The 23,336-nt window shown below is 62.8% G+C and carries 18 protein-coding genes; 13 read left to right on the top strand and 5 right to left on the bottom strand.

Annotated elements, in window-relative coordinates:
* Positions 1-69: 69 nt before the first annotated feature.
* The 4 genes from QYQ93_RS00300 to tssA form a co-directional block, all read right to left on the bottom strand.
* Positions 70-558, bottom strand: a complete 489-nt coding sequence (locus QYQ93_RS00300) for an Hcp family type VI secretion system effector (RefSeq protein WP_005792512.1) — start codon at positions 556-558, stop codon at positions 70-72.
* Positions 559-732: 174 nt separating this feature from the next.
* On the bottom strand, positions 733-2,229 hold the full coding sequence (gene tssC, locus QYQ93_RS00290) for a type VI secretion system contractile sheath large subunit (protein WP_043048103.1): 1,497 nt from the start codon (positions 2,227-2,229) through the stop codon (positions 733-735).
* Between the two features lie 2 nt (positions 2,230-2,231).
* Positions 2,232-2,738 (bottom strand): type VI secretion system contractile sheath small subunit, encoded by a 507-nt coding sequence (gene tssB / locus QYQ93_RS00285; RefSeq protein WP_003195557.1) that lies wholly within the window; start codon positions 2,736-2,738, stop codon positions 2,232-2,234.
* A gap of 54 nt (positions 2,739-2,792) precedes the next feature.
* Positions 2,793-3,812, bottom strand: coding sequence for a type VI secretion system protein TssA (tssA, locus tag QYQ93_RS00280; RefSeq protein WP_124402345.1), 1,020 nt, complete (start codon positions 3,810-3,812; stop codon positions 2,793-2,795).
* Between the two features lie 394 nt (positions 3,813-4,206).
* On the opposite strand from tssA, the gene tagH reads away from it, so the two are divergent.
* The 13 genes from tagH to QYQ93_RS00215 all read left to right on the top strand — a co-directional run bounded on the left by tagH (position 4,207) and on the right by QYQ93_RS00215 (position 21,702).
* Entirely contained in the window at positions 4,207-5,541 is a 1,335-nt protein-coding gene (gene tagH / locus QYQ93_RS00275; RefSeq protein ID WP_043048100.1) for a type VI secretion system-associated FHA domain protein TagH, read from the top strand.
* 57 nt (positions 5,542-5,598) lie between these two features.
* The gene (tssJ, locus tag QYQ93_RS00270; protein WP_043048099.1) at positions 5,599-6,108 is read left to right on the top strand and encodes a type VI secretion system lipoprotein TssJ; all 510 of its coding nucleotides are present in this window, start codon (positions 5,599-5,601) and stop codon (positions 6,106-6,108) included.
* A gap of 18 nt (positions 6,109-6,126) precedes the next feature.
* Positions 6,127-7,461 carry a type VI secretion system baseplate subunit TssK gene (gene tssK, locus QYQ93_RS00265; RefSeq protein WP_338476006.1) on the top strand — a complete coding sequence of 445 codons (1,335 nt, stop codon included), beginning with the start codon at positions 6,127-6,129 and terminating at the stop codon, positions 7,459-7,461.
* Between the two features lie 6 nt (positions 7,462-7,467).
* Positions 7,468-8,757: a DotU family type VI secretion system protein gene (locus QYQ93_RS00260; RefSeq protein ID WP_043048096.1), complete on the top strand. Its 1,290-nt coding sequence runs from the start codon at positions 7,468-7,470 to the stop codon at positions 8,755-8,757.
* Positions 8,754-12,254 carry a type VI secretion system membrane subunit TssM gene (gene tssM / locus QYQ93_RS00255; RefSeq protein WP_338476005.1) on the top strand — a complete coding sequence of 1,167 codons (3,501 nt, stop codon included), beginning with the start codon at positions 8,754-8,756 and terminating at the stop codon, positions 12,252-12,254. The genes QYQ93_RS00260 and tssM overlap by 4 nt, the downstream gene beginning before the upstream one ends.
* Positions 12,251-12,904, top strand: a complete 654-nt coding sequence (gene tagF, locus QYQ93_RS00250) for a type VI secretion system-associated protein TagF (RefSeq protein WP_043048093.1) — start codon at positions 12,251-12,253, stop codon at positions 12,902-12,904. The genes tssM and tagF overlap by 4 nt, the downstream gene beginning before the upstream one ends.
* Complete coding sequence (locus QYQ93_RS00245; RefSeq protein WP_043048092.1) at positions 12,905-13,624, top strand: PP2C family protein-serine/threonine phosphatase; 720 nt, start codon at positions 12,905-12,907, stop codon at positions 13,622-13,624. It begins immediately after the preceding gene.
* Positions 13,621-16,599, top strand: a complete 2,979-nt coding sequence (locus QYQ93_RS00240) for a serine/threonine-protein kinase (RefSeq protein ID WP_338476004.1) — start codon at positions 13,621-13,623, stop codon at positions 16,597-16,599. Before QYQ93_RS00245 ends, QYQ93_RS00240 begins: the two co-directional genes overlap by 4 nt.
* The gene (locus QYQ93_RS00235) at positions 16,599-17,303 is read left to right on the top strand and encodes an ABC transporter ATP-binding protein (RefSeq protein ID WP_338476003.1); all 705 of its coding nucleotides are present in this window, start codon (positions 16,599-16,601) and stop codon (positions 17,301-17,303) included. The genes QYQ93_RS00240 and QYQ93_RS00235 overlap by 1 nt, the downstream gene beginning before the upstream one ends.
* Entirely contained in the window at positions 17,303-18,487 is a 1,185-nt protein-coding gene (locus QYQ93_RS00230; RefSeq protein WP_338476002.1) for an FtsX-like permease family protein, read from the top strand. Before QYQ93_RS00235 ends, QYQ93_RS00230 begins: the two co-directional genes overlap by 1 nt.
* Entirely contained in the window at positions 18,480-20,192 is a 1,713-nt protein-coding gene (locus QYQ93_RS00225; protein WP_043048087.1) for a formylglycine-generating enzyme family protein, read from the top strand. Before QYQ93_RS00230 ends, QYQ93_RS00225 begins: the two co-directional genes overlap by 8 nt.
* An 84-nt stretch (positions 20,193-20,276) precedes the next feature.
* Positions 20,277-21,200 carry a type VI secretion system-associated lipoprotein TagQ gene (gene tagQ / locus QYQ93_RS00220; RefSeq protein ID WP_124379954.1) on the top strand — a complete coding sequence of 308 codons (924 nt, stop codon included), beginning with the start codon at positions 20,277-20,279 and terminating at the stop codon, positions 21,198-21,200.
* Between the two features lie 124 nt (positions 21,201-21,324).
* Complete coding sequence (locus QYQ93_RS00215) at positions 21,325-21,702, top strand: hypothetical protein (protein WP_043048085.1); 378 nt, start codon at positions 21,325-21,327, stop codon at positions 21,700-21,702.
* 132 nt (positions 21,703-21,834) lie between these two features.
* Here QYQ93_RS00215 and QYQ93_RS00210 read toward each other — a convergent pair whose 3' ends face one another.
* Positions 21,835-23,235 carry an aminoacyl-tRNA deacylase and HDOD domain-containing protein gene (locus tag QYQ93_RS00210; protein WP_338476001.1) on the bottom strand — a complete coding sequence of 467 codons (1,401 nt, stop codon included), beginning with the start codon at positions 23,233-23,235 and terminating at the stop codon, positions 21,835-21,837.
* Positions 23,236-23,336 lie beyond the last annotated feature (101 nt).

Below are 23,336 nucleotides of genomic sequence, written 5' to 3'. Positions count from 1 at the left end.
TCCACGGACGGGTTGCGAGAGGGACAAGGTATCTGTGGCCGTGGCGCAGGGCCACGGCCACAGGGGCTATCAGCGCTTGGTGTTAGAACGGATGTTCCAGCCAAACTTGATCGCGCCGCCGTCTTTGGTGCCGTCGGCTTTCTGCGGCTGGTAGTCGACCATCACCTGGGCGAAGTTGAGGGTGACGTTTTCGGTCAGGCGATCATCGGTGCCCGAGCCGCCGGTGCTCAGGGACGTGACCAGCACTTCTTCCAGGTTGATCACCATGTACTCGACCTGGCTTTCGCCACCGGCCTTGCGCACGGTCAGCTTGACCTTGTCGATGTGCTTGCCGCTGGCGCAGTGCATCATCAGGTTGGGCGAAGCCTTGTCGACGTACTTGGTCAGCGACAGGTCCTGGATATTCACCTTGCCCGCACCGCCGCCACCGCCGACGTGCATGTTGCCGGACTGGGCCATGCCCCAGCTCCAGTTCAATACGTCGATTTCGTCCTTGTGGGCCTTGTCCATGGACTCGCCCTTGATGTCGCCGATCTTGATGAAAATATCAACAGCCATGTTTTCTCCCTGTGTGGACTCAGCCACTGAATGTATTAACGCCACCGACCTCTGTAGGAGCGAGCTTGCTCGCGAAGGTCGTTAACGATGACGCTGGCATCCTGAATGAACGCGGCGTCTTTAAGTTTTTCGCGAGCAAGCTCGCTCCTACAGAAAGCGAGCCGGTCCGGTTAATTACGCGCTTTTTGCCGAAGGCAGCTTCGATACCAAACGCAACGACACCGTCAGCCCTTCAAGCTGGTAGTGCGGGCGCAGATAGAACTTGGAGTTGTAATACCCCGGGTTGCCTTCGACCTCTTCCACGATCACTTCGGCAGCCGCCAACGGGTGCTGGGCCTTGGTGGTTTCGGTGGAGTGGGCCGGGTCGCCGTCGACGTAGTTGAGGATCCAGTCCTGCAACCAGCGCTGCATCTCGTCCTTCTCTTTGAAGGAACCGATCTTGTCGCGCACGATGCACTTCAAGTAGTGGGCGAAACGGCAGGTGGCGAACAGGTACGGCAGGCGTGCGGCCAGGTTGGCGTTGGCGGTGGCGTCCGGATCGTCGTATTCGGCCGGTTTCTGCAACGACTGCGCACCGATGAAGGCGGCGAAGTCGGTGTTTTTCTTGTGCAGCAGCGGCATGAAACCGTTCTTCGCCAGCTCCGCTTCACGGCGGTCGCTGATGGCGATTTCGGTCGGACACTTCATGTCCACGCCGCCGTCATCGGTCGGGAAGGTGTGGGCCGGCAGGTTTTCCACTTCACCGCCGGACTCGATGCCACGGATGCGCGAGCACCAGCCGTAGTGCTTGAACGATCGGTTGATGTTCACTGCCATCGCGTACGCGGCGTTGGCCCAGGTGTACTTGGAGCTGTCGGCGCCGTCGGTGTTTTCTTCGAAGGCAAAGGCTTCCACCGGATCGGTCTTGGCGCCATACGGCAGGCGCGCCAGGAAGCGCGGCATGGTCAGGCCGATGTAGCGCGAATCTTCGGATTCACGCAGCGAGCGCCAGCCGGCGTATTCCGGCGTAGTGAAGATCTTGGTCAGGTCGCGTGGGTTCGACAGCTCCTGCCAGGAGCCCATGCCCATTACGGTCGGCGAGGCGGCAGCGATAAATGGCGAGTGCATGGCGGCGCAGACTTTCGACAGCTCGCCCAGCAGTTCCACATCGGGTGGCGACTGGTCGAAGTAGTAATCGCCTACCAGGCAACCATAAGGTTCGCCGCCGAACTGGCCGTATTCTTCTTCGTACATCTTCTTGAAGATCGGGCTCTGGTCCCATGCGGTGCCCTTGAATTTCTTCAAGGTTTTGTGCAGGTCCGGCTTGGAGATGTTGAGCACGCGAATCTTCAGCTGCTCATCGCTCTCGGTGTTGTTGACCAGGTAGTGCAGGCCACGCCAGGCGCTTTCCAGCTGCTGGAAATCCTGGTGGTGGATGATCTGGTTGACCTGGGCGGTGAGCTTGGCGTCGATGGCGGCGATGATCGATTCGATCGACTTGATCGCGTCGTTGGACACCAGGTCGGTTTGCGCCAGGGCCTGTTCGGCGAGGGTGCGTACCGCGGTTTCCACGGCTTCGCGGGCACGCTCGGTCTTGGGCTTGAACTCTTGCATCAACAGCGAGGCGAACTCGCTGGTTTCTTCGGTGGCGCCCAGGCTGGATGCGCCTTCGCGTACGGTATTGTCAGTCATGCTTACTGCTCCCCTGCAGGCTTGGGCGCGCTGGCAAGTGCCTGAAGCAGTGCCGGGTCCTTGATCGCCTTCATGATGATTTCTTCAGCGCCGGTCTTGCCGTCCATGTAGGTCAGCAGGTTGGCCAACTGGGTGCGGGCTTCGAGCAGCTGGTTCAGGGAATCGACCTTGCGCGCCACGGCGGCCGGGCTGAAGTCGTCCATGCTTTCGAAGGTGATGTCCAGGCTCAGGTTGCCTTCGCCTGTCAATTCGTTGGGTACGTGGAACGCCACGCGCGGCTGCATGGCCTTGAGGCGCGAGTCGAAGTTATCGACATCCACTTCAAGGAACTTGCGGTCGGCCACGGGAGCCAGAGGCTCGGCGGGTTTGCCGGCGAGGTCGGCCATCACACCCATCACGAAGGGCAACTGGACCTTTTTCTCGGCGCCGTAAAGCTCGACGTCGTACTCGATCTGCACTCGAGGCGCACGGTTGCGCGCGATGAATTTCTGAGAACTTTGCTTCGCCACGTTGCTGCTCCTGGTCGCTTGAGCGACGGTGTTGTTACTGCACGGTCCGGCGGCTTAGTCGCTGTCCGGGCCGCGCAGGTTTTCAAATTGGGACATGCCGTCGGGAATCAGATTGCGCACGATGGCCGCGAAGTCGGCGTGCACCAGGTTCTTGGCCCGGTTCAACAACACCGGCAGCGGGCTCGATGGCTCGTGCCGGGTGTAGTACGCAAGGATTTTGTCGAGGCTGCGCAGCACGTCATCGCGGGTGGCGATATCGCCCGTCGGGCGTGGGGCTGCGGGCGCAGCGGCGTAATCGACCGAGGGGGCATTGTCGTCACTGACGGCCTCGGGATCGCTGCTGCTGTCGGTGCCGGGCACCGCTTGATTGAGGATTTGCAGGGCCTGCTTGAGCGGCTGCTTCAAGGCGCTGAGGTCCACGCCCTGGGCGGAACCGACCTGGTCATTGACCTGTTGTTCGATGGCTTCACAGGCCGTACGTGCTGCGCTCAAGGCGTCACGGGTGGCTTGCAGGAGTTCGGGGTCGCTGTCGAGGAACGCGGCATTGAGCTGCTGGCTGCCCAGTTGCTCATCGGGGAAGCTCAGCAGGCCGCTGGCGTTGAGCGCGGCGCGCAAACTCACGGGGCCGAAGGTGCGCGAGCGCGTGAGAATACTCTCGCGCAGCAGGCGAATCGTCGTGTCGCTGGTCAAGCCGGACAGGGCATTGATGCGCACGGTGGGGTCGTTATCGTCGTCGGCATCCAGGCGCGGATGCAGGTCGGCCCAGTATTCGCGCAGCAGGGCGTTGATCAGCGTAAGAACTTCGGCCAGCCCGGCCACACCCTGGAGGGCGAGGGAGCTTTGCAGCAGGAAGTGGGTGATGCGCAGGTCTTTGCTGCGCTGCAACAGGTCGAGACTTTGCTGCTGGATGCTGCGCCATTCCGGCGGTTCAGCGGGCAGGATCGAGTCGCCCATGCTGCGCTCGGGCTGGCCCTTGGCATCACGCTCCAGTTGCAAGAATTGCGCGTCATACTCCATGTCTTCGCCACAAGGCGAAGTCGCAGAAACGGCGGTGAGCAACAACGGCACATCCACTGAATTCGATCTCCTTATCAGCCCGCTGAACGGCGAGCAACGCATGCATGAGTTACGCGATGAACTTTGCATGTTTTCTTGGTCATAACATCAGGGTGCCACTAGTGCGCCATCACTGATGTTCAAGAAGTTGTGCATTTTTGGTGTAGTACTTATGCCTTGTCAAGGTAAGCTATTCGCCCTCTGTGACAGATGTGCGGTGTTTAACAACCTGCGCGACTGACGGGTCGAAAGGCGTGCCCGTAGAGGATTTTTGTCATGCAAGCCAGTTAAGATCATCGATCATGCTGGTAAAGGCAGTTTTGGCGGTCGTTTTTGCGCGACCGTGGGCAAGTCTTCAGGGAAGCGTGTCCCTTTGGATAGACCGCGCGCGATGTATCAGCAAGGAGGCAAGATGGCGCTGTGTTTGACTATCACTAGTTATCACAAGATTACCCCTGGGCAGTGCCCCGAGAAGTCCATGGATCAGGGCGTGATGGCTATCGGCCGCAGTTCGGAGAATGACTGGGTATTGCCTGACCCGGAACGTCTCGTCTCCTCCCAACATTGCGTTATTCAATACAAAGATGGTCGTTATTACTTAACTGATAACAGTACCAACGGTGTGGAACTGGTTAACGCCGGTATTCGTTTGCGCAGGGGTAATAGCGAGCCGCTGCAAGATGGCGAGCTGATCCGCATTGGCGATTATGAAATCCAGGCGCGTATCGACTTCAACGTGCAGGCCGTTGGCAGCCAGCCGTTTGCCGGTGATTCGCCGAACAGCTTTGAAGCGCTGATGGGCGCTGTGGCGAGCCCGCCCGCGCCAACGCCGATGATTGCACCGCAGTTCCACGGCGCCTCGTCGATGGAAACCTTGCCCGACCTGTTCGACTTCCTCAGCCCCACCGCCGTGCCGCCGCCCACCGTGGCCGACCATGTGCCGTCCGAGCAGCACGATTTCCGCCCGCCGGCGCCGGTTGCTGTGCCTGCGCCCGAGCCTGAAAAAGCTCAGGTGCAAGGCTCGGTTATTCCCGAAGACTGGGACCTGTTCGGTGACGCACCCGCGCCGGTCGTCAATACTGCGCCGCCTCCTGCCCCTATTGCCCCACCGCCACCTGTGGTCGAGCCTGTTGCGCTCCCCGTGGCCGGCACCGAGCCACATCCCGACCTGTTGCAAGCCTTCCTGCGCGGTGCCGGCCTTGATCAGCTGCGCCTGGATAAAACCGACGCCTGCGCCCAGATGGAAAACATTGGCCGCAGCTACCGGCTGATGGTCGAGGGCCTGATTGACGTATTGCGCGCCCGGGCCAGCCTCAAGGGCGAGTTCCGCATGCAGCAGACGATGATCCGTCCTGCCGAAAACAACCCGTTGAAATTCGCCCCGAATGCCGATGAAGCCTTACTGCTGTTGCTTCGTCACGGCAACCAAGCGTTCATGGCGCCGGACGTTGCGGTGCGTGACAGCTTCGACGACTTGCGCGCTCACCAATTGGCGGTGATGGCCGGGGTGGAAGCGGCGATCAAGCACCTGCTCATGCGCTTTGAACCGGCGCAGCTGGAAGAGCGCATGGGCAAGCCCGGTGGCCTTTCGAGTATTTTCAACGGTTCTCGCCAGGCCCAGTACTGGCAGCAGTTCACCGAGCTCTACAGCAATATTTCCCGCGAGGCCCAGGAGGATTTCCAGGACCTGTTCGGCCGCGAATTCAGCCGGGCCTACGAAGAACACAGCGCACGACAGCGACGCTAAAAGCGCGTTGTACGAATGGATATAACGGATAGCTAAGTACGTCATTGAGGACGCAGGATGATTCCCAGGTTTTTACTCGCAGCCGCTACCGCGCTGCTGCTGTCGGCGTGTGCCAATGACACGGTCAAACCCGAAGCGGCTGCCGGCGCGCAACCCAGCACCACCGCCGTAGAGCTGCACTTTCACGCGATTGCCGGGCTTAACCCCGGTGCCAACGGCCAGGCCGCGCCGGTGCGGGTGCGCATTTTCGAACTGAAAAACGCTGCGACCTTTTCCCGCTCCGATTACTTCGCCCTGGCGGACCGTGCGCAATCCACCCTCGGCCTCGACCTGTTGGACCAGGATGAAGTGATGGTGCAACCCGGCCAGCAACTGAGCATCCAGCGCGACCTTGACCCGGCCACGCGCCAGATCGGCGTGCTGGTGGGCTATCGCGAGCTGGACCGTGCGCAATGGCGCGCCGTCATCAACGTGCCGCCGCGCCAATCCAGTGAATACCAGATCAGCCTCGATGTGCGTGCCGTGCGCGCCGATGTCGTGGCTCCACCATCCAGTCCTGCCCAATAACAAGCAATCGGAGCCCCCATGTCCTGGAACAATCGCGTGGTCTGGTCGGAAGGCATGTTCATCGGAACGCAGCACTTCCAGCAGCATGACCGTTACCTGGAAAACCTGATCGACGCCCGCAGCCGCCCGTTGTCGGCCGGGGCCTGGGGCTTTTCCGAATTGCTGATCGATCAGGGCCTGCTGGCCCAGGGCAAACTGGCGATTGTGTCGGCCCGTGGCCTGTTGCCGGACGGCACGCCGTTCAATATCCCCCAGGATGACCTGGCGCCGAGCCCGTTGAATATCGACGATAATCTGCGCGACGGCCTGGTGTACCTGGCGCTGCCGCTCAAGCGTGCGGGGGCCCGCGACACCGTCGACGAGGGCGAAGCCCTGGAGGCCGCACGTTATGTGAGCCAGGTGCGTGAGGTGCGCGACGACAACGCACCGTTCGAAAACCGCGCACCAGTGGCCGTGGGCTCGCGGGCGTTGCGCCTGCTGACGGCGCAGGACGGCATCAGCGACTACGCCGCCATCGGCCTGGTACGCATCAAGGAAAAACGTGCCGACCGCGCGTTGGTGCTTGATGACACCTATATCCCGCCGGTGCTGGATGTGGCCGCAAGCAAACCGTTGACGGCCTTTCGCAGCGAACTGCTCGGCCTGTTGCACCAGCGTGGCGAAGCCCTGGCTGGCCGCGTTGTGGCTTCCGGCGCGGGCGGCGCCTCGGAGATTGCCGACTTCATGCTGCTGCAACTGGTCAATCGCGCCCAGCCACTGATCCAGCACTTCAGCCAGTTGAGCCCGCTGCACCCGGAACGCTTCTTCAGTGAATTGGTGAGCCTGGCCGGTGAGTTTTCCACCTTTTCAACTTCAGGTCGGCGCCCCCAGGAATACCCGCAGTACCAGCATGACGACCTGGCCCTGAGCTTCATGCCGGTCATGGCCGCCTTGCGTGAGGCGCTGTCGATGCTGATTGACAGCAAGGCCACGCCGATCCCGATTGTGGAGAAAGCCTACGGCATCCACGTGGCCATGTTGGCCGACAAGACCTTGCTCGACAACGCCAGTTTCATCCTTGTGGTGCGTGCCGATGTGCCTGGCGAAACCCTGCGTGCGCGCTTCGGCCAGCAGAGCAAGGTCGGCTCGGTGGAGCACATCCGCGACATGGTCAACCTGCAACTGCCGGGCATTGGCCTGCTGCCGTTGCCGGTGGCGCCGCGCCAACTGCCGTACCACGCCGGCAGCACCTACTACGAGCTGGACCGGGGCAGCGAGCACTGGCAGCAGTTGAGCAATTCCGGCGGTTTTGCCTTCCATATCGCCGGGCAGTTCCCGGGCTTGAACCTGGCCTTCTGGGCGATCCGAGGATAATCCGCGATGCATCCCAATGATGATGACCGCACCCAGTTCATGCCGCGCCCGGGAGGCCGTGCGCCAGAACCTGCACGTGCAGAGCCGGCACCTTTGTCGATGCCGGCCGCGCCGATTCTTACCGGCAAAAGCCAAGGCCTGAACCCGCTGGAAAGCGCCGCCGGCCCGCTGTTGGCACTGCTCACGCGGCTGCGCAACACCATCGCCCACCCGGCGCCAGCCAGCCTGCGTGCGCAGCTGCTGGCCTACCTGCGCCAGTTCGAAGAGCGCGCCGAAGCCGCCGGCGTAGCGCGCAATGAAGTGCTGCTGGCCCGTTACGCGCTGTGCACTGCATTGGACGAAGCGGTACTGAGTACACCGTGGGGCAGCACCAGCGACTGGGGTAAACAAAGCCTGCTGATCACTGTGCACAACGAAGCCTGGGGCGGCGAAAAGGTCTTCCAGCTGCTCGACCATTGCCTGCAAAGCCCACGGGAACGCCTGTACCTGCTGGAGTTGCTGTACCTGTGCATGTGCCTGGGTTTCGAAGGCCGCTACCGCGTGATGACCGATGGGCGCAGCCAATTGGAAGCCTTGCGCGAGCGCACCGCCGCAGCGATTCGCAGTGCCCGTGGCGAACACGAGCGTGAGCTGTCGCCGCACTGGCGCGGCGTGACCGTGGCCCGTGACCGCCTGGCGCAATTCATGCCGCCGTGGATCGCCGTGGCGATTGGCCTGGCGCTATTGCTGGTGTTGCTGTTCGGCCTGCGCATGAAGCTGGCCTCGGATGCCGAGCCGGTATTCAAGAATATCCATGCCCTGGGTGAGATCCCGGTGCAGGCCATCGACCGTCCGGTGGCGCAACCGAAAGTCATCGAGCGGCCGCGCCTGGCCGGCTTCCTGGCCGAAGACATCAAGGCAGGTCGCGTGGCCGTGGAAGACAAGGTGGACCGCTCGGTGGTGACCATTCGTGGCGATGAGCTGTTCGCGTCCGCCAGCTCCAGCATCGTCGATGCCTACCAGCCGCTGATGCTGCGTATCGCTGACGCCATTCGCAAGGTCAAGGGCCAGGTGCGCGTCACCGGCCACAGCGATAACCGCCCGATTGCCACGTTGCGCTTTCCGTCGAACTGGGCGCTGTCCGAAGCCCGGGCCAAGTCGGTGCTGGAGATCCTCTCCGCCAAGACCGGCCAGGGTGATCGCTTCAGCGCCGAAGGCCGCAGCGACACCGAGCCGTTGGCGACCAACAGCACTGCCGAAGGCCGTGCCCGCAATCGTCGGGTTGAAATCACCGTATTGGCGGAGGGCGTCGAGTGAAGGCGTTTTTCAGTTTCATGATTCGCTGGGTGATCCCCGTGCTGGGCCTGATTGCCCTGAGCCTGATCATCTGGTTTGTCGGGCCGTTGCTCGATGTGCTGATGCCCGAGGGTCGACGTTGGGCGCTGATCATCCTGGTATTTGCGCTGTGGGTCGCCTACCGCGTGTTCCGCATTATCCAGGCCCGCCGCCAGGCCGCCGAAGTGATGCGCAGCCTGGCCGCCGAAACCCCAGCCGACCCCAACAGCGTCGCCACTGCCGAAGAATTGTCGACCCTGCGCCAGCGCATGGACGAAGCCCTGATGCTGCTGAAAAAAGCCAAGCTTGGTGGCGATGAGCGGCGCAACCTCTACGAGCTGCCATGGTACGTGATCATCGGCCCGCCGGGTTCGGGCAAGACCACCGCGTTGGTCAATTCCGGGCTGCATTTTCCGCTGGCGGCACAATTGGGTGCCGGTGCGGTGCGAGGCGTCGGCGGCACGCGCAACTGCGACTGGTGGTTTACCGATCAAGCGGTATTGCTCGACACCGCTGGCCGCTACACCACCCAGGACAGCAACTCCACGGTGGACAAAGCCGCGTGGCTGGGCTTCCTCGACCTGCTGAAAAAGCAGCGCTCGCGCCGGCCCATCGACGGTGCGTTTATCGCCATCAGCCTGTCGGATCTGCTGTTGGGTACAGACGCCGAGCGCGCTGCCCATGCCGCCGCAATACGCCTGCGCATCCAGGAGCTGTACACCCAGCTGGGCGTGCGTTTCCCGATCTACCTGATGCTCACCAAGCTCGACCTGGTGCCGGGCTTCATGGAGTTCTTCGACAATCTGAGTAAGGAAGAGCGCGCCCAGGTGTGGGGCATGACCTTTGCCCTGGACGACGGCAAGAATAGCGACAGCCCGTTGGCGCACCTGCAAAGCGAATTCACCGGGCTGGAACAACGCCTCAATCAACGCTTGGTCGAACGCCTGCAACAGGAACGCGACCCGGCGCGGCGCGACCTGATCTACGGTTTCCCGCAGCAGTTCGGCGCGTTGAAGGACTGCCTGCAAAGCTTCCTCGAAGGCGTGTTCAAACCCAACGCCTTTGAAGAGCGCGTGTTGCTGCGCGGTGTGTATTTCACCAGCGGCACCCAGGAAGGCAGCCCGATTGACCGCTTGATCGGCGCCATGGCCCAGAGCATGAACCTGGACCGCCAGCACCTGGCGCGCCAGAGCGGCACCGGGCGCAGTTACTTCATCGAAAAACTCTTCACCGCCGTGGCCTTCGCCGAGCGTGGCTTGGTGGGGGTGAACCCGAAAGTCGAACGGCGCCGCAAGTGGATCGCCCGTGGCGTACTGGCCGCCACCGTCGCCTTGGTCGTAGTGGTCGGCAGCCTATGGTGGGTGAGTTATCGCGCCAATCAGGCGTACATCGCCCAGGTCGACCAGAAGGTCGCGCCCCTGGGGCAGACGGTACAAAACCTGAGCCCGGCACAACGGGAAGTGCTTGCCGTGCTGCCGTTGCTCAATGCGGTCAAGAACCTGGCGGGGGACTCGCCAAGCTGGTCCGAAGGGCTTGGGCTGTATCAAGGCGATATGCTTGAAGCCGAGTCCGCCAGCGTCTATCGCAAGCTGTTGATCGCCGTCTTCGCGCCGCGTCTGGTGACGCGTATCGAAGAGCAACTGCACGGCGGCGGTAACTCGGACTTCCTCTATGAGGGCCTCAAGGCTTACCTGATGCTCGCCGACACCGAGCATTACGACGCGGACTTTATCAAGGCCTGGATCGCCCTGGACTGGGACCGTAACCTGCCCCGCGACCTGCCGGCCGACCAACGCCAGGCCCTGGCCGGGCACTTGCAGGCACTGTTCGAACGGCACCCGCCGAGTGCCCGCCTGGACCCGCGCCTTATTGATGACCTGCGCCGCCAGTTGCAGCAACTGCCGGTGGCGCAGCGCGTATATGACCGGGTCAAGCGCCAGAAACTGCCGGAAGGTATCCCGGACTTTCGCCTCAACGAAGCCGCTGGCCGTGATGCCGCGCTGGTGTTCAGCCGCAAAAGCGGCAAACCCTTGGGTGAGCCGCTGAGTGGGTTCTTCACCGCCAAGGGCTATCGTCAGGCGTTCCTGCTGAGCAGCCTGAACCAGACCGGCACCCTGGCCGAGGAGCAGTGGGTGTTGGGCCATGAACAGGCCGATCAGCAGAACGTGGTGAGCCTGGCCGCTGATGTGCGCCGCCTGTATTTCCAGGACTACCAGCGCCAGTGGGATGCGCTGCTCGCCGACATCGACTTCGTGCCGATCACCAGCGTGGCCCAGGCTGCCGACGTATTGCGGGTGATTTCCGGGCCGACCTCGCCACTGAAAAAACTGTTGGTGGCGGTGGCCAAGGAAACCGATCTGCAAACCGAAGAACGTCAATTGGCCGCCAAAGGTGTGCCGGTGGAGGGCGGCGTCGACAAACTCAAGGAGCGCCTCGGCAGTTTGCTCGGCCAGGAACAACCCACGGCGAATGCCCCGGTGGTTGCGGATGATCCAGTGACCGCGCACTTTGCCGAACTCAACAGCACCGTCAGTAAAAACGAAGGCGAGCCGGCCGCCATCGACGGCCTGCTCTCGGACATGAATGCGCTGTATGTGCAAGTCAGCGCCATGGTCGGCGCCAGCGGCGATGCGCTGCTCGGTGAGGCCAAGAACCAGGCAGCGGCTGCGGCCACGCGGGTCAGCCTGAATGCCGAGCGCCAGCCGCCGCTGGTGCAGGGCATGGTCAAGTCGGTGGTCAATTCCACCACCAACAGCATGATGGGCGGGGTGCGCAACCAGTTGAACGCGGCCTGGGTCAGCGAGGTGGTCAACGTGTATCGCCAGTCGTTGGCGGGGCGTTACCCGATGTCGCCGGGCAGTGCACGGGACGCCACCCTGGATGACTTCGGCCAATTCTTCGGCGTGGGCGGGGTGATGGATAACTACTTCCGCAAATACCTGCAGCCCTATGTGGATACATCGGCACAGACCTGGCGCTGGCAGCCGGGCGCGGCGCAGAAGCTGGGGATTGCCCCGGGCGTGCTGCAAACCTTCCAGCGTGCGGCGACTATCCGTGATGCGTTCTTTAGATCCGGGGGCACCCAGCCGATCGTGCGTTTCGAGCTCAAGCCGGTGTCGATGGACCCGACCATCACCCAGTTCCTGCTCGATCTGGACGGCCAGCAATTGAGCTACGACCACGGCCCGAGCCGCCCGGTGGCGATGCAATGGCCGAACCCCGGCAGCATTGGCGTGGTGCGCATTTCCATCATGCCACCGTCGGCCAGTGGTCGCTCCGGCATCACCCTGGACGGCCCATGGGCTTGGTTCCGCCTGCTGGAGCAATCGGACCTTACCGCCGGCAACTCGCCGGATCGCTTCAACCTGCGCTTGCGGGTCGACGGCGCCAGCATCGCCTACGAATTGCGTGCCAACAGTGCCTTCAACCCGTTCAAGAGCCGGGTACTCAGCGGCTTCAGCCTGCCGGAGCGGCTATGACGACCCTGGGTTTCTACGGCAAGGTGGCCAGCCGCGGGGACTTCGTCAGCCGCGCCTTGCCCCAGAGTTTTATCGGCCCCTGGGACAGCTGGCTGGCGGCGGGTTTGCTCGCCAGCCAGAACAGCCTGGGTGGCGACTGGCTCAACGCGTACCTGGTCAGCCCGTTGTGGCGCTTTGTCCTGGCGCCGGGCGTATGCGGACCCGACGCGGCGGCGGGCGTGGTGATGCCGAGCATTGATCGGGTCGGGCGGTATTTTCCGTTGGCGGTGGTTACCTTGCTGGATCACGACACCAACCCCGCGTCCCTGGTGGGCGGCCCTGACACTTGGTTCGAGCAGGCCGAAGCGCTATTGCTCGGTACCTTGGACAGCGGCGCCACCTTCGAAAGCTTCAACGCTGGCCTCGACATCCTGGGCGTGCCGGCCACTGAGCCGCGTGCAGTGGACAGTCGTTTCGCCGGCTTGCAACGGATGGCAGCCATTGTGCCCCATCAGCGCATGACCGCACTGGCCGAACAGGCGTGCGAGGGCGCAAGCCTGTGGTGGGGCCGGGGTTCGCAGCATATCTCCCCAGGTTTATTACGGTGCCAGGGCTTACCTGCCGCCAACGATTTTGCGCAGTTTTTGCTCGGACAAGAAGGTGTGGTTTAGATGGGGGCAACGTACAAATCCGCGAGCAAAAGCCATGTGGGCATGGTTCGCCAAGTCAATGAAGATGCCTGTCTGGACCTGCCGGAAAATCGTCTGTGGGTGGTGGCCGATGGCATGGGCGGGCACGCGGCGGGGGACTATGTCAGCAGCTTGATCGTCGACAGCCTGCGCAACGTACCGGCTGGCCGTTCCCTCGATGAATACGCGGCTGCGCTGCGCAACGACTTGCTGCGCATCAACACCGCTGTGCGTGAAGAAACCGCCAACCGTGGTGTGACCATGATGGGTAGCACCGTGGTGGTGTTCGCTGCACGCGGCTTGCGCGGTGTATGCCTGTGGGCTGGCGACAGTCGCCTGTATCGCCTGCGCGACGGTGTGCTGGAAAGCATTTCCCGCGACCACAGCTACGTCCAGGATTTGCAAGACAGCGGCTTGCTCAGTGAAGCCGACGCCCGCACCCATCCACGCTCCAATATCGTCACCCGCGCTGTTGGCGTGGAAGCCCAGTTGGATGTCGCCTCGGTGGACCTGTTGATCGCCCCTGGCGACAGCTACCTGTTGTGCAGCGATGGACTGAACAAGACCGTCGAAGACCATGAAATCCGCGAGGTGCTCAGCCATGACGCGCCGGATGAAATCGTGCGCAGCCTGGTGCACCTGGGGCTCAATCGCGGCGCACCGGACAACATCACCGCCATCGTCGTGAAGGCCTCGTCATGAACATCGTCATTCCGGGTTACGACATCGAAGGCGAGATCGGCGAAGGCGCCATGGCCAGCGTGTACCTGGCAACCCAGCGCTCCCTGGAGCGCAAAGTGGCGTTGAAGGTGATGGCGGCGGCGCTGGCGGCCGACCCGACGTTCTGCGAACGCTTCCTGCGCGAGGGCAAGACCCTGGCGCGCTTGTCGCACCCGCACACGGTGACCATCCATGACATCGGCAACGTCGGTGAGCTGTATTACATGGCCATGGAATACCTGCCCAACGGCACGCTCAAGGAACGCATCGCCGCCGGCCTGACGCCGGAGCAGGGCGTGACGCTGATCCGCCAGATTGCCTCGGCCCTGGGTTATGCCCATGCCCAAGGCCTGGTGCACCGCGACGTCAAGCCGGCGAACATCCTGTTCCGCGCCGACGGCACCGCCGTGCTCTCGGACTTTGGCATCGCCAAGTCACTGGACGACCGCACCCAATTCACCCAGGCCGGGTTTGCCGTGGGCACGCCGAGCTACATGAGCCCGGAGCAGGCGCGTGGTCAGGAGATCGATGGTCGCGCCGACCTCTATGCGTTGGGCGTGGTGTTATACGAAATCCTCGTCGGCAAGCTGCCCTACAGCGGCACCGATGCGCTCTCTACCGCACTGGCGCACCTGACCGAGCCGTTGCCGGAGCTGCCGGTGCACCACGGGCGTTATCAGGGCGTGCTACGCAAGTTGCTGGCCAAGGACCCGGCGGAGCGCTTCCCGAATGCGGCGGCGTTGCTGGAGGCTCTGGAGCAACTGCCGGCGGACTCGGCAGAAGCCACCTTGGTGCGGCCGCTGCCGATTCCATTAAGTTTTGACCTGGCGGGCATGACGCCCGTCACCATCGACATTCCGACCGATAAACCACAGCCGCAGCCGGTAGTGCGCCAGCCGGTGGTGACGCCGACGCAGCACAACGCACCGTCCGAGCAGCGCCGTGGGCCGGTGTTGGCATTGGCTGCCGTGGCGGTCGCGGTGGCCCTGGCCATTGGGGGCGCCAGTTACTGGTGGTTGAGTGGCAGCGATGAGCCGGCTCAGCCGCCGGCTGCCGTCGTGCCGAAAGTGACACCACCCGTGGCCGCCGCTGAAGTGGACGGTGGCCAGCGACCCTTGCTGATGGCGGGTAAGAAAACTCTATTCCAGCGCGTGCTCAGCAAGCCCGGCGCCAAGCTTTCCACCGACGCTGGCAGTGTGCCTGGCAAAGCCTTGCCAGCGTTCTCGGTGCTCTACGTGTACCAGCGCAAGGACGTCGATGGCAGCTCGTGGGTGCGCGTCGGCGCGGCCACCGATGGCCGCAGCGACGGTTGGCTGCCGGCCTCCCAGGTCAGCGATTGGAAACAGAGTCTGGTGCTCAAGTTCACCGAGCGCTCGGGTCGCGCGCCGGTGATGTTCCTGCGTCAATCCGCCGAAGTTGAAAAGCTGCTGGCCGATCCTGCCGCGGCGAAAAGCGTGCTGGCCAAGGCCCAGAACAACCCTGAAGACAACCAGCAAGTCCTGGCCCTGGAACCCACCGCCAGCGCGGTGCCGCAGGACCAGTTTTACCTGCTGCCGATCTTCGATTCCAAAGAGAGCTTCGACGAAAACGGCCAGCCGGTGCAGTTGCTCAATATCGCCTCCATCGACCCGGGCAGCAGCGCGCAGGCCAAACCGGCCACGCCGGTGATCAGCGCCAACGCCGACGCCTTCCGCACCGCCGTGGTGCTGGTGGTGGACACCACCGTGTCGATGCAGCCGTATATCGATCAGGTGCGCGATGTGGTTCACGAACTGCAAACCCGCATTGCCGAACGCGGCGAGCTGGACAGTGTCAGCTTCGGCCTGGTGGGCTTTCGCAGCAGCATCAAGAAGACCCCGGGCCTCGAGTATGTCGCCAAGACCCTGATCAGCCTCGACCAAGGCCGCGACCCGCAACGCTTCCTCGACATGGCGCGTCAGGTCAAGGCTTCGACTGTCTCCAGCCACTCTTTCAACGAAGACGCGTTTGCCGGCGTGATGCAGGCGGTGGACGGCATGGATTGGTCGGGCTACGGCGGCCGCATCATTCTGCTGGTCACCGACGCGGGTGCGCTGCGCAAGAACGACCCGTTCGCCGCCACCCAGATGAACGAAGCCGAAGTGCGCCAGGCGGCGCTGGGCAAGCAGATCAAAATCTATGCGCTGCACCTGCGCACCGACGCCGGCAAGAAAACCCACGCCGGTGCCGAGAGCCAATACCGCATCCTTACCGCCGACGCCAACCCGCAGATCGGCGACCTCTATACGCCGGTGACGGGTGGCGATGTGCGCAAGCTGGGCGAGCGTGTGGATGAGATCGGTACGGTGTTCGCCAACCTGGTGCATCAGGTGCGCAGTAACACGCCACAACCGGTGCCGCTGCTGAATTCGGCGCCAAGCCTGGCGGACAAATCCGCAGCCGTCGGTTATGCCATGCACATGGATTTCCTCGGGCGCAAAACCGCCAGCCAGGCGCCGCAACTGGTCAGCGCCTGGACCGCCGACCGCGACCTGACCAACCCGGCGCTGCCGGCGTTCCAGGTGTGCGTGATGCTGACCAAGCTGCAACTCAACGACCTGCAGCAGTCGCTGAAGTTGATCGTAGATGCGGCGCGCAAGACCCAAAGCTCACCCAAGGATTTCTTCCAGGAGATCGCCAGCGCCTCGGCCTATATGAGCCGTGACCCCCAAGCCCTGCGCAAGGGCGGCAACCTGGCCGACGGCGGCTTGCTCGGCGAATACCTGGAGGGCCTGCCGTATCGCAGCAAGTCGCTGAGCATGACCCAGGATTTGTGGTTGTCGTTGAGCGTGGCCGAGCAGGAAGACTTTATCGATGAGCTGGATTCGAAGATCCGCCTGTATGAAACCTTCCATAACGACGTGGCCAACTGGGTCCGTTTCGGCGACGCCGAACCGGGCGATGCGTTGTACCGCGTGCCGCTGTCGACGCTGCCGTGATGCTGAGCCTGAACGCGGTGCACAAGAGCCGGGGTGTCGGCAGCCAGCGCTATAGCCTGGTGATTGCGGCGCTGCACCTGGGCGCGGGTGAACAACTGGCGATTGTCGGGCCCAGCGGTTGTGGCAAAAGCACTTTGCTGGACCTGCTGGCGCTGGTCTTGGCGCCGGATCAGGCCGGGCAGTTTGACTTCAACCAGCAGGACATCGGCGCGCTGTGGCGTGCCGACCGGCAATCCGACCTGGCTGCATTGCGCAGCCAGCACCTGGGCTATGTACCGCAAACCGGTGGCTTGCTGGGGTTTCTCGATGTGCGCGGCAATATCGCCTTGTCCCGGCAATTGCTGGGTTTGAAAGACGACGGCAGCGTGGCGCGCCTGGCCGAGCAGTTGCAGATCAGCGACCAGTTGGGTAAGCCCCCGGCCGCGTTATCGGTGGGCCAGCGCCAGCGTGTGAGCTGTGCCCGGGCCTTGGCCCATGCACCGCAACTGGTGCTGGCGGATGAGCCGACTGCGTCCCTCGACCCGCTCAACGCCGAGCGTGTGATGCAGGCGTTGCTGGCCCAGGCCCGCGAACACCGTACGGCCTGTGTGATAGCCACCCACGACGAACCCCTGGCCCGTGCCAGTGGCTTGCAGGTGCGGCGTATCAGTTGCCGTCGCGATGCTGACGGCGGCGTTACCGCAACCCTCGGGGAGGTGTGCTGATGCGCATCGGCCTGATCACATCGCTCGCCTGGCAGGACTACCGCAACGATCGCTGGCTGTCGGCCTGTTCGGTGCTGGCGCTGGTGGCGGTCATCGCACCGTTGCTGGTGTTATTCGGCCTGAAATTTGGACTGGTCAGCAGTTTGACTGAACGCTTGGAGACTGACCCCGCCACCCGTGAAATCATCCCGTTGGGGGGTGGACGATTCAGCGCGGCGTTTATCGAGCAGCTGGGGCAGCGCAGCGATGTGGCGTTTGCCCTGCCACGTACTCGGCAGATCGCAGCAACCGCCCAGGTGGGCACGCTGACCCTGGAAATGCTGCCGACCGCCGCGGGTGATCCGTTGTTGGCCGGCTTGCCGATACCCCACGGCCTGGACCAGATCGTGCTGAGCCATACCGCTGCTGAAAAGCTCGCGGCCAGGCCTGGCGACTGGCTGGAAACCAGTTTTGCGCGGCAGGTGGCCGGGCAGGTCCAAGCCCAGCACATGCGGTTGCAGGTGTTGGCCGTGTTGCCGCTGGAAGCGTTCGCCCGTGACGGTTTGTTTGCAGGCCTGAGCCTGTTGGAAGCGGCGGAAGATTACCGCGATGGTCGTGCAGTAGCGGCGTTGGGCTGGGCGGGTGATGCGGTGGGGATGAGCGAGCAGCGGGTGTACCCGGCGTTTCGCTTGTATGCGCGCAACCTCACCGATGTAGAGCCGTTACGGGTGTTCTTCGCCGGGCAGAATCTACTGGTGTCGACCCAGGCGAACACTATCGCCCAGGTGCAATCGTTGAGCCGCAACCTGTCGATTGTGTTCTGGATCATCGCCGGGTTGGCCTTGGCCGGTGCATTTGCGGCGATCTTCGCCGCAACCCTGGCGGCGGTGGCGCGCAAGCGCCGGGAATTATCGGTGTTGCGTCTGCTGGGGTTTTCCACCGGGGCCCTGTTGTTGTTTGTGCTGCTGCAGGCGCTGTACAGCGCGGGCTTTGCCGCCGTGCTCAGTGGTGGGCTGTATGGCCTGGCCGAGGCTGCGCTGAATAAGCTTTTCGTGCAGGTGCCGGGCGAATACGCCAGCCACCTGTTGGCGCGTCATTACGGCCTGGCCCTGGCTGCTGTGCTCGGCGTCAGCGCCGTGGCGGCTGCCAGTGGTGGTTGGCGGGTGGCGCGTATCCAGGCTTCTGAGGGAATCAGAGATGTATAAGTTATTGGGCGCCTGTGTGGCGCTGAGCCTGGCCTCGCTGGCCTGGGCGGATGAGGCAAGTGACAAGCTCGACAACCCCAAGCCGTTGCCCGATGACGTCAGCCTGCCGCTGCCCTGCGACGGCAACATGGTGTTCCGCTACGCCTATGTATTGGCCCAGGGCACCCTGGATGATCGCGAGATCAGCCTCGGCTACCCCTTTGCCGAAGGCGAGGCCGGTTATCAGCAGTCGTTTATTTCCGGCTATCGCCGCGACTTCATCAATGGCCAGTTCACCCTCAAGGACTTGCCCAAGGACTGGAATAAAGTCATTGCGCCGCTGATGCCGAAGACCGACGCCAAGACCCCGCTCAAGCCCATGCTGTATTTCATCGGCAAATACGAAGTGACCGCGCGCCAGTACGCCCAGGTGATGGCCCAGGCGCAGTCCCTGGCCAGCGGCGAGCCGGCCCCGGCCTGTGACGCGCCTGCCGGTATGGCCGGGCGTTTACCCAAGGTGAAGCTGTCGCGCTTTGAAGCCGAGCGGTTTTCGGCGGTGTACAGCGCCTGGCTGATGAAATACCACCGTGAATTGCTGCCGGTGAGTGGGCGCGGTTCGTCGGCCGAAGATGGCGGCCTGGGCTTTGTACGCCTGCCCACCGAAGTGGAATGGGAGTACGCCGCGCGCGGTGCCCAGGCGGTCAGCCGCCAGGACCTGGAAGGGCGCCTGTACCCACGCCGCGCCGAGGGCAGCGAAAGCGATGGCCCGTTGGCCGACTACGCGGTGTTCAACCAGGTGGCCGGCGGCACTGGTCAGGCAGCACGGCTGATGCCCATCGGCACCAAGTTGCCCAACCCCATCGGCCTGTTCGACGTGATCGGCAACGCTGCGGAAATGGTCCAGGAATCCTTCCAGCTGGTGCATGCCGGCCGGCGCCAGGGCACCTATGGCGGCTTTGTAGTCAAGGGCGGCAACTACCTGGAAGGCGAGGGCACGCTGTTTACCGGCATGCGCCGAGAGTATCCGTTGTTCGCCGCCGACGGCACCGAACAAAGCAACGAGACCACCGGCTTTCGCGTGGCGATTGGCGCATTGTCGGCGCCGCGTTCGCGCTACAAGGAACTGTTTGCCCAATGGCAGAAGGAAGGCCGTTTGGCCTCATTGACTGACGCCATCGACGACGCCCAGGACCCGACCAAGCGCCTGGACAGCATCATCGCCGCCAGCGTCGACCCCAAGCTGCAAGCCGAGCTGGGCCTGGTCAACGAAGAACTCAAGCGCAACGTTTCGCTGATCGCCCAGCAACGTGAAGAAGCGGCGGGCAACCTGATCCAGTCGGCGGCGTTGGTGGCCGAGACCATCAGCAACTACAACATCCGCCTGGCCAACCTGCAGAAGAGTCGCCAGCAGGCCGTGGACAGCAAGGACGAGGCCAGTGCGCAGCTGTTCGCCACGGCCATTACCAATGGACGCAGCGCTCTCGACGGCGCGGTGGCTATCTATATCGACAACCTGGCCACCGGCACGCGCTATACCGATGCGGTGATCCAGGCGCAGTTTCAACGAATCAAGGAAGAGTTGGATCGCAAGCCAGTGCTCGGCAAGAGCCTGGTGACGCGCGCGACACTGTTCGTTCGCCATGTCGGCAACTACCGCAAGCAACAGCGGGCCGACCCGGCAACGATTTTGAAGGAATTGCTCGCAGCGAGCGGTCAGCGGTCTTGATCGTTGGCTGTCTAGCGAGCTTGGAAGGGACTCAGGCGGCGGTGGGCCGTGCTGGGCAAGTCAAACTTAATAGAGATCACACCTATGCTTTTTTCCCGTAAGGCGGTTTCCAAGCGTCACCTGCTGCTGATCGCAGCCGGTTTCAGCACCGTGTTGACTGGTTGCGCTACGTCGCCTGCGTCCAAGGTCGCGTCGAGCACCAAGGTCGAGTACTACCCCAACTGCTACGAGCCGGTGCAGCACCTGCGCGCTACCGATTCGAACATGACCAAGTCGGTGGTAACCGGTGCCGCCATCGGCGCGGCCGGCGGTGCCTTGCTGGGCGCCTTGACCGGCGACAAGGAAAAGCGTGGCCGTAACGCCGCCATCGGCGCTGCGGGCGGCGCCCTGGCTGGCGGCGCGGCGGGCTACTACACCGAGCGTCAAAAGCAGATCGCCGATGACAACCAGCGCATTGCCTCCTATGCCGCTGATGTGAACAAAAGCGTCTCCGACATCGACCGCAGCACCGCCTACGCCAAGGCCTCGCAACAGTGCTACCAGAGCGCGTTCACCAAGCTGGTGGCCGACCGCAAGGCCAAGACCGTCAACGACACCGAAGGCCGCAAGCGCCTGGCGGAAATCGTTGCGGGCCTGAAGGAATCCAATGACCTGATCGTTGCGGTCAACGGCAAAGCCAGCGAAGACCTGAACAACTACACCCAGGCCTACGAAAAAGACCTGCAACAAGTCGGCGTGCAGCGTGCCGACGTGGTCACCGTGGCCCAGGCCGATGCAGCCCCCGTTGTGACGTCGACGAAGAAGAAAGGCGGCACCAAGCCACCGAAAAAGCCGGTGCTGCCAACCGTGCCGAAAGAAGCGGTCACCACCGAGAAAACCTTCCAGACAGCCCAGGCCAAGCAGGCTGAAAGCAAGCAGGTTGCCAATGCAGGTGATTCGCAGCTCAAGCTCAACTGCACCAACCCGAACCTGGTCGACTGGGCGCCGGTGCCTTGCCCTAACGTCTAAGCACTTGTTGCTATAAGCGTTAAACGTCCGCCGATCTGCGTCTAAAGCGCGAGATCGGTGGCGTTCTTTTTTCAAATCGTTACACTGCTGCGGCCACTCCAATAAATACACCGAGGCCGTGTGCATGAAATTTCGTCTTCTCTTGTGGGTGCTTGGCCTGATGATGGGCAAAGCCAGCCGCACCAACCCCGCCTTCCAGCAGCAACTGGGTGACAAAGACCTGGCCTTCCAGCTGCAGACCCTCGACGGCAAGGTTGCCCGTCACTTCATTGTCAAAAACCAGCGCATCACCAGCCGTTCAGGTGTTCACCCTGAGCCTGCCTTTGCGATTGCCTTCAAGGATGCCGCCTACGGGTTTGCCACGATGCAGGCGAAGAACAAGCAACTGGCGTTCATGACGGGGATTCAGGACAAGTCGATCCAGATCAAGGGCAACCCGGCGCTGGTGATCTGGTTCCAGGGGTTGACCAAGTATTTGAAACCGAAGAAAAAGAAGAGCTGAGGTTTTTCAGTAAAACCGAGTTGGATTCATCGGGAGCAAGCCCCCTCCCACATTTGTCTGCATTCCAAAGTTGGAACTCGGTCAAATGTGGGAGGGGGCTTGCTCCCGATAGCGACCTGAGGGGCTACACATTCAGCCCTGGCTGAACTGGGAAGCCAGTTCGCGCAACAACACCTCGGCATCCAGCACCTTGCCGACCACTTCCTCAGCCTTCTCACGGCTCAACCCCAGCCGCTCAAGCAGTGCGTCGGGAATCGCCTCGTCCGGCCCGGAACCAATCCCCCGGCTACGCAACAAGCGCACGGCCAAACACACCAGGTTCGGATACTCGGCATATTGCCCGTCATAGGTCGGGTCGTGCTGGAAGCGCAGGGCGGTGGACAGTTCGTCCGGCATGTCCCAATAGCGCATCAGCCAGGCACCGATCTGCTCGCGGGTGATACCCAGCAAGTGCTGTTCGACATAGCTGTGGCACAGGTGCGGGTTGACCTCCAGGTGTCGGCAGATCAGCGAGAAGTGTGGCGGGAACACATGGGCCAGCAACAGGTAGCCGAAGTTGTGCAGCAGGCCCGCCAGGTAGGTCAGGCCGGCTTCCGGGCGCTGGGCGCGGGGCATGGCACGGGTCAGGCCTTCGATCACGGCAGCGGTGTAGATCGATTGGTGCCAGTACGGCGTGGACTGATGCGGGCGGTCCTTGGGCAGGCTCAGGGTTTTGCCCAGGGCCAGGCCGAGCGCCAGGTTGATCACTAGATCGAAGCCCAGTACGCGCACGATGGCATCTTCGACTGAACGGATCTTGCCCGGCGATGCGTAGTAGGGCGACGCGGCCCAACTCACCACCTGGGCGGCGAGGGCCGGGTCGGTTTCCACCACGCCGGTGATGTCATCGATGGTGGCGTTGGGGTCGACGCGCAGCTTGATGATCTTTTGCGCCGTGTCGGCCAGCGGTGGAATCTCGATGGTCGCCTCAAGACGTTGCTGGATACGGCGGGCGGTGAACGCCTGCATCGCCTGGGTGATTTCCTCGCGGTCATCATTGGGGCGGTCGAGATTTGGGCGGATATTGCTCAGCGGTTCGCCGAACTGCGCGGCGCTGGCCTTGGTCAGCATGCCCTTGAACGCGTCGCCGGGAATGTCCAGCAACAGTCCGGCTACGCCCGAATGCACCAGCAGGCTCGGCTCGTTGAGCAGGCTGCCTTCATACAGGCATGGTGAGCTGGTAAGCGCCGGCAGGCCCGGCAACAGGCTCAGGGCATGCTTGCCGAGCATGCGTTCGACGCGCTCAGGGGCAACGGCCGTGAGGCGGCGTCCCGTGAGTTCGGCGAGGCGGTTGAGGTCGAGCAACTGGCTTTGGGGGAACAGCACCATGAGTGCGCCAACCGCATCTTCAAGCAACACCGCCTGGACCTTTTGCGCAGGGTTCATGCCAGGTTGTTCGATGACTTCCGTGTAGGGGATGGCGAGCTTGGCGAGCAGCGCCCGAATGACCGGCGGGGCGGTCAGTGGGGCTGTGGCGAGGGCAACTTCTGACATGGCCTGTTCCAATTTCTTACATTCATTGGAGTATAACCAGCTTGATAGAGGTGTTGGTCGGATAAGTGGCGTTTGTGATGAGGTTGGCGGTGCGCTGATTA

The sequence above is a fragment of the Pseudomonas khavaziana genome (assembly GCF_036704165.1).
Classification (GTDB): domain Bacteria; phylum Pseudomonadota; class Gammaproteobacteria; order Pseudomonadales; family Pseudomonadaceae; genus Aquipseudomonas; species Aquipseudomonas khavaziana.
This window is presented reverse-complemented; position numbering and strand designations above follow the sequence as displayed.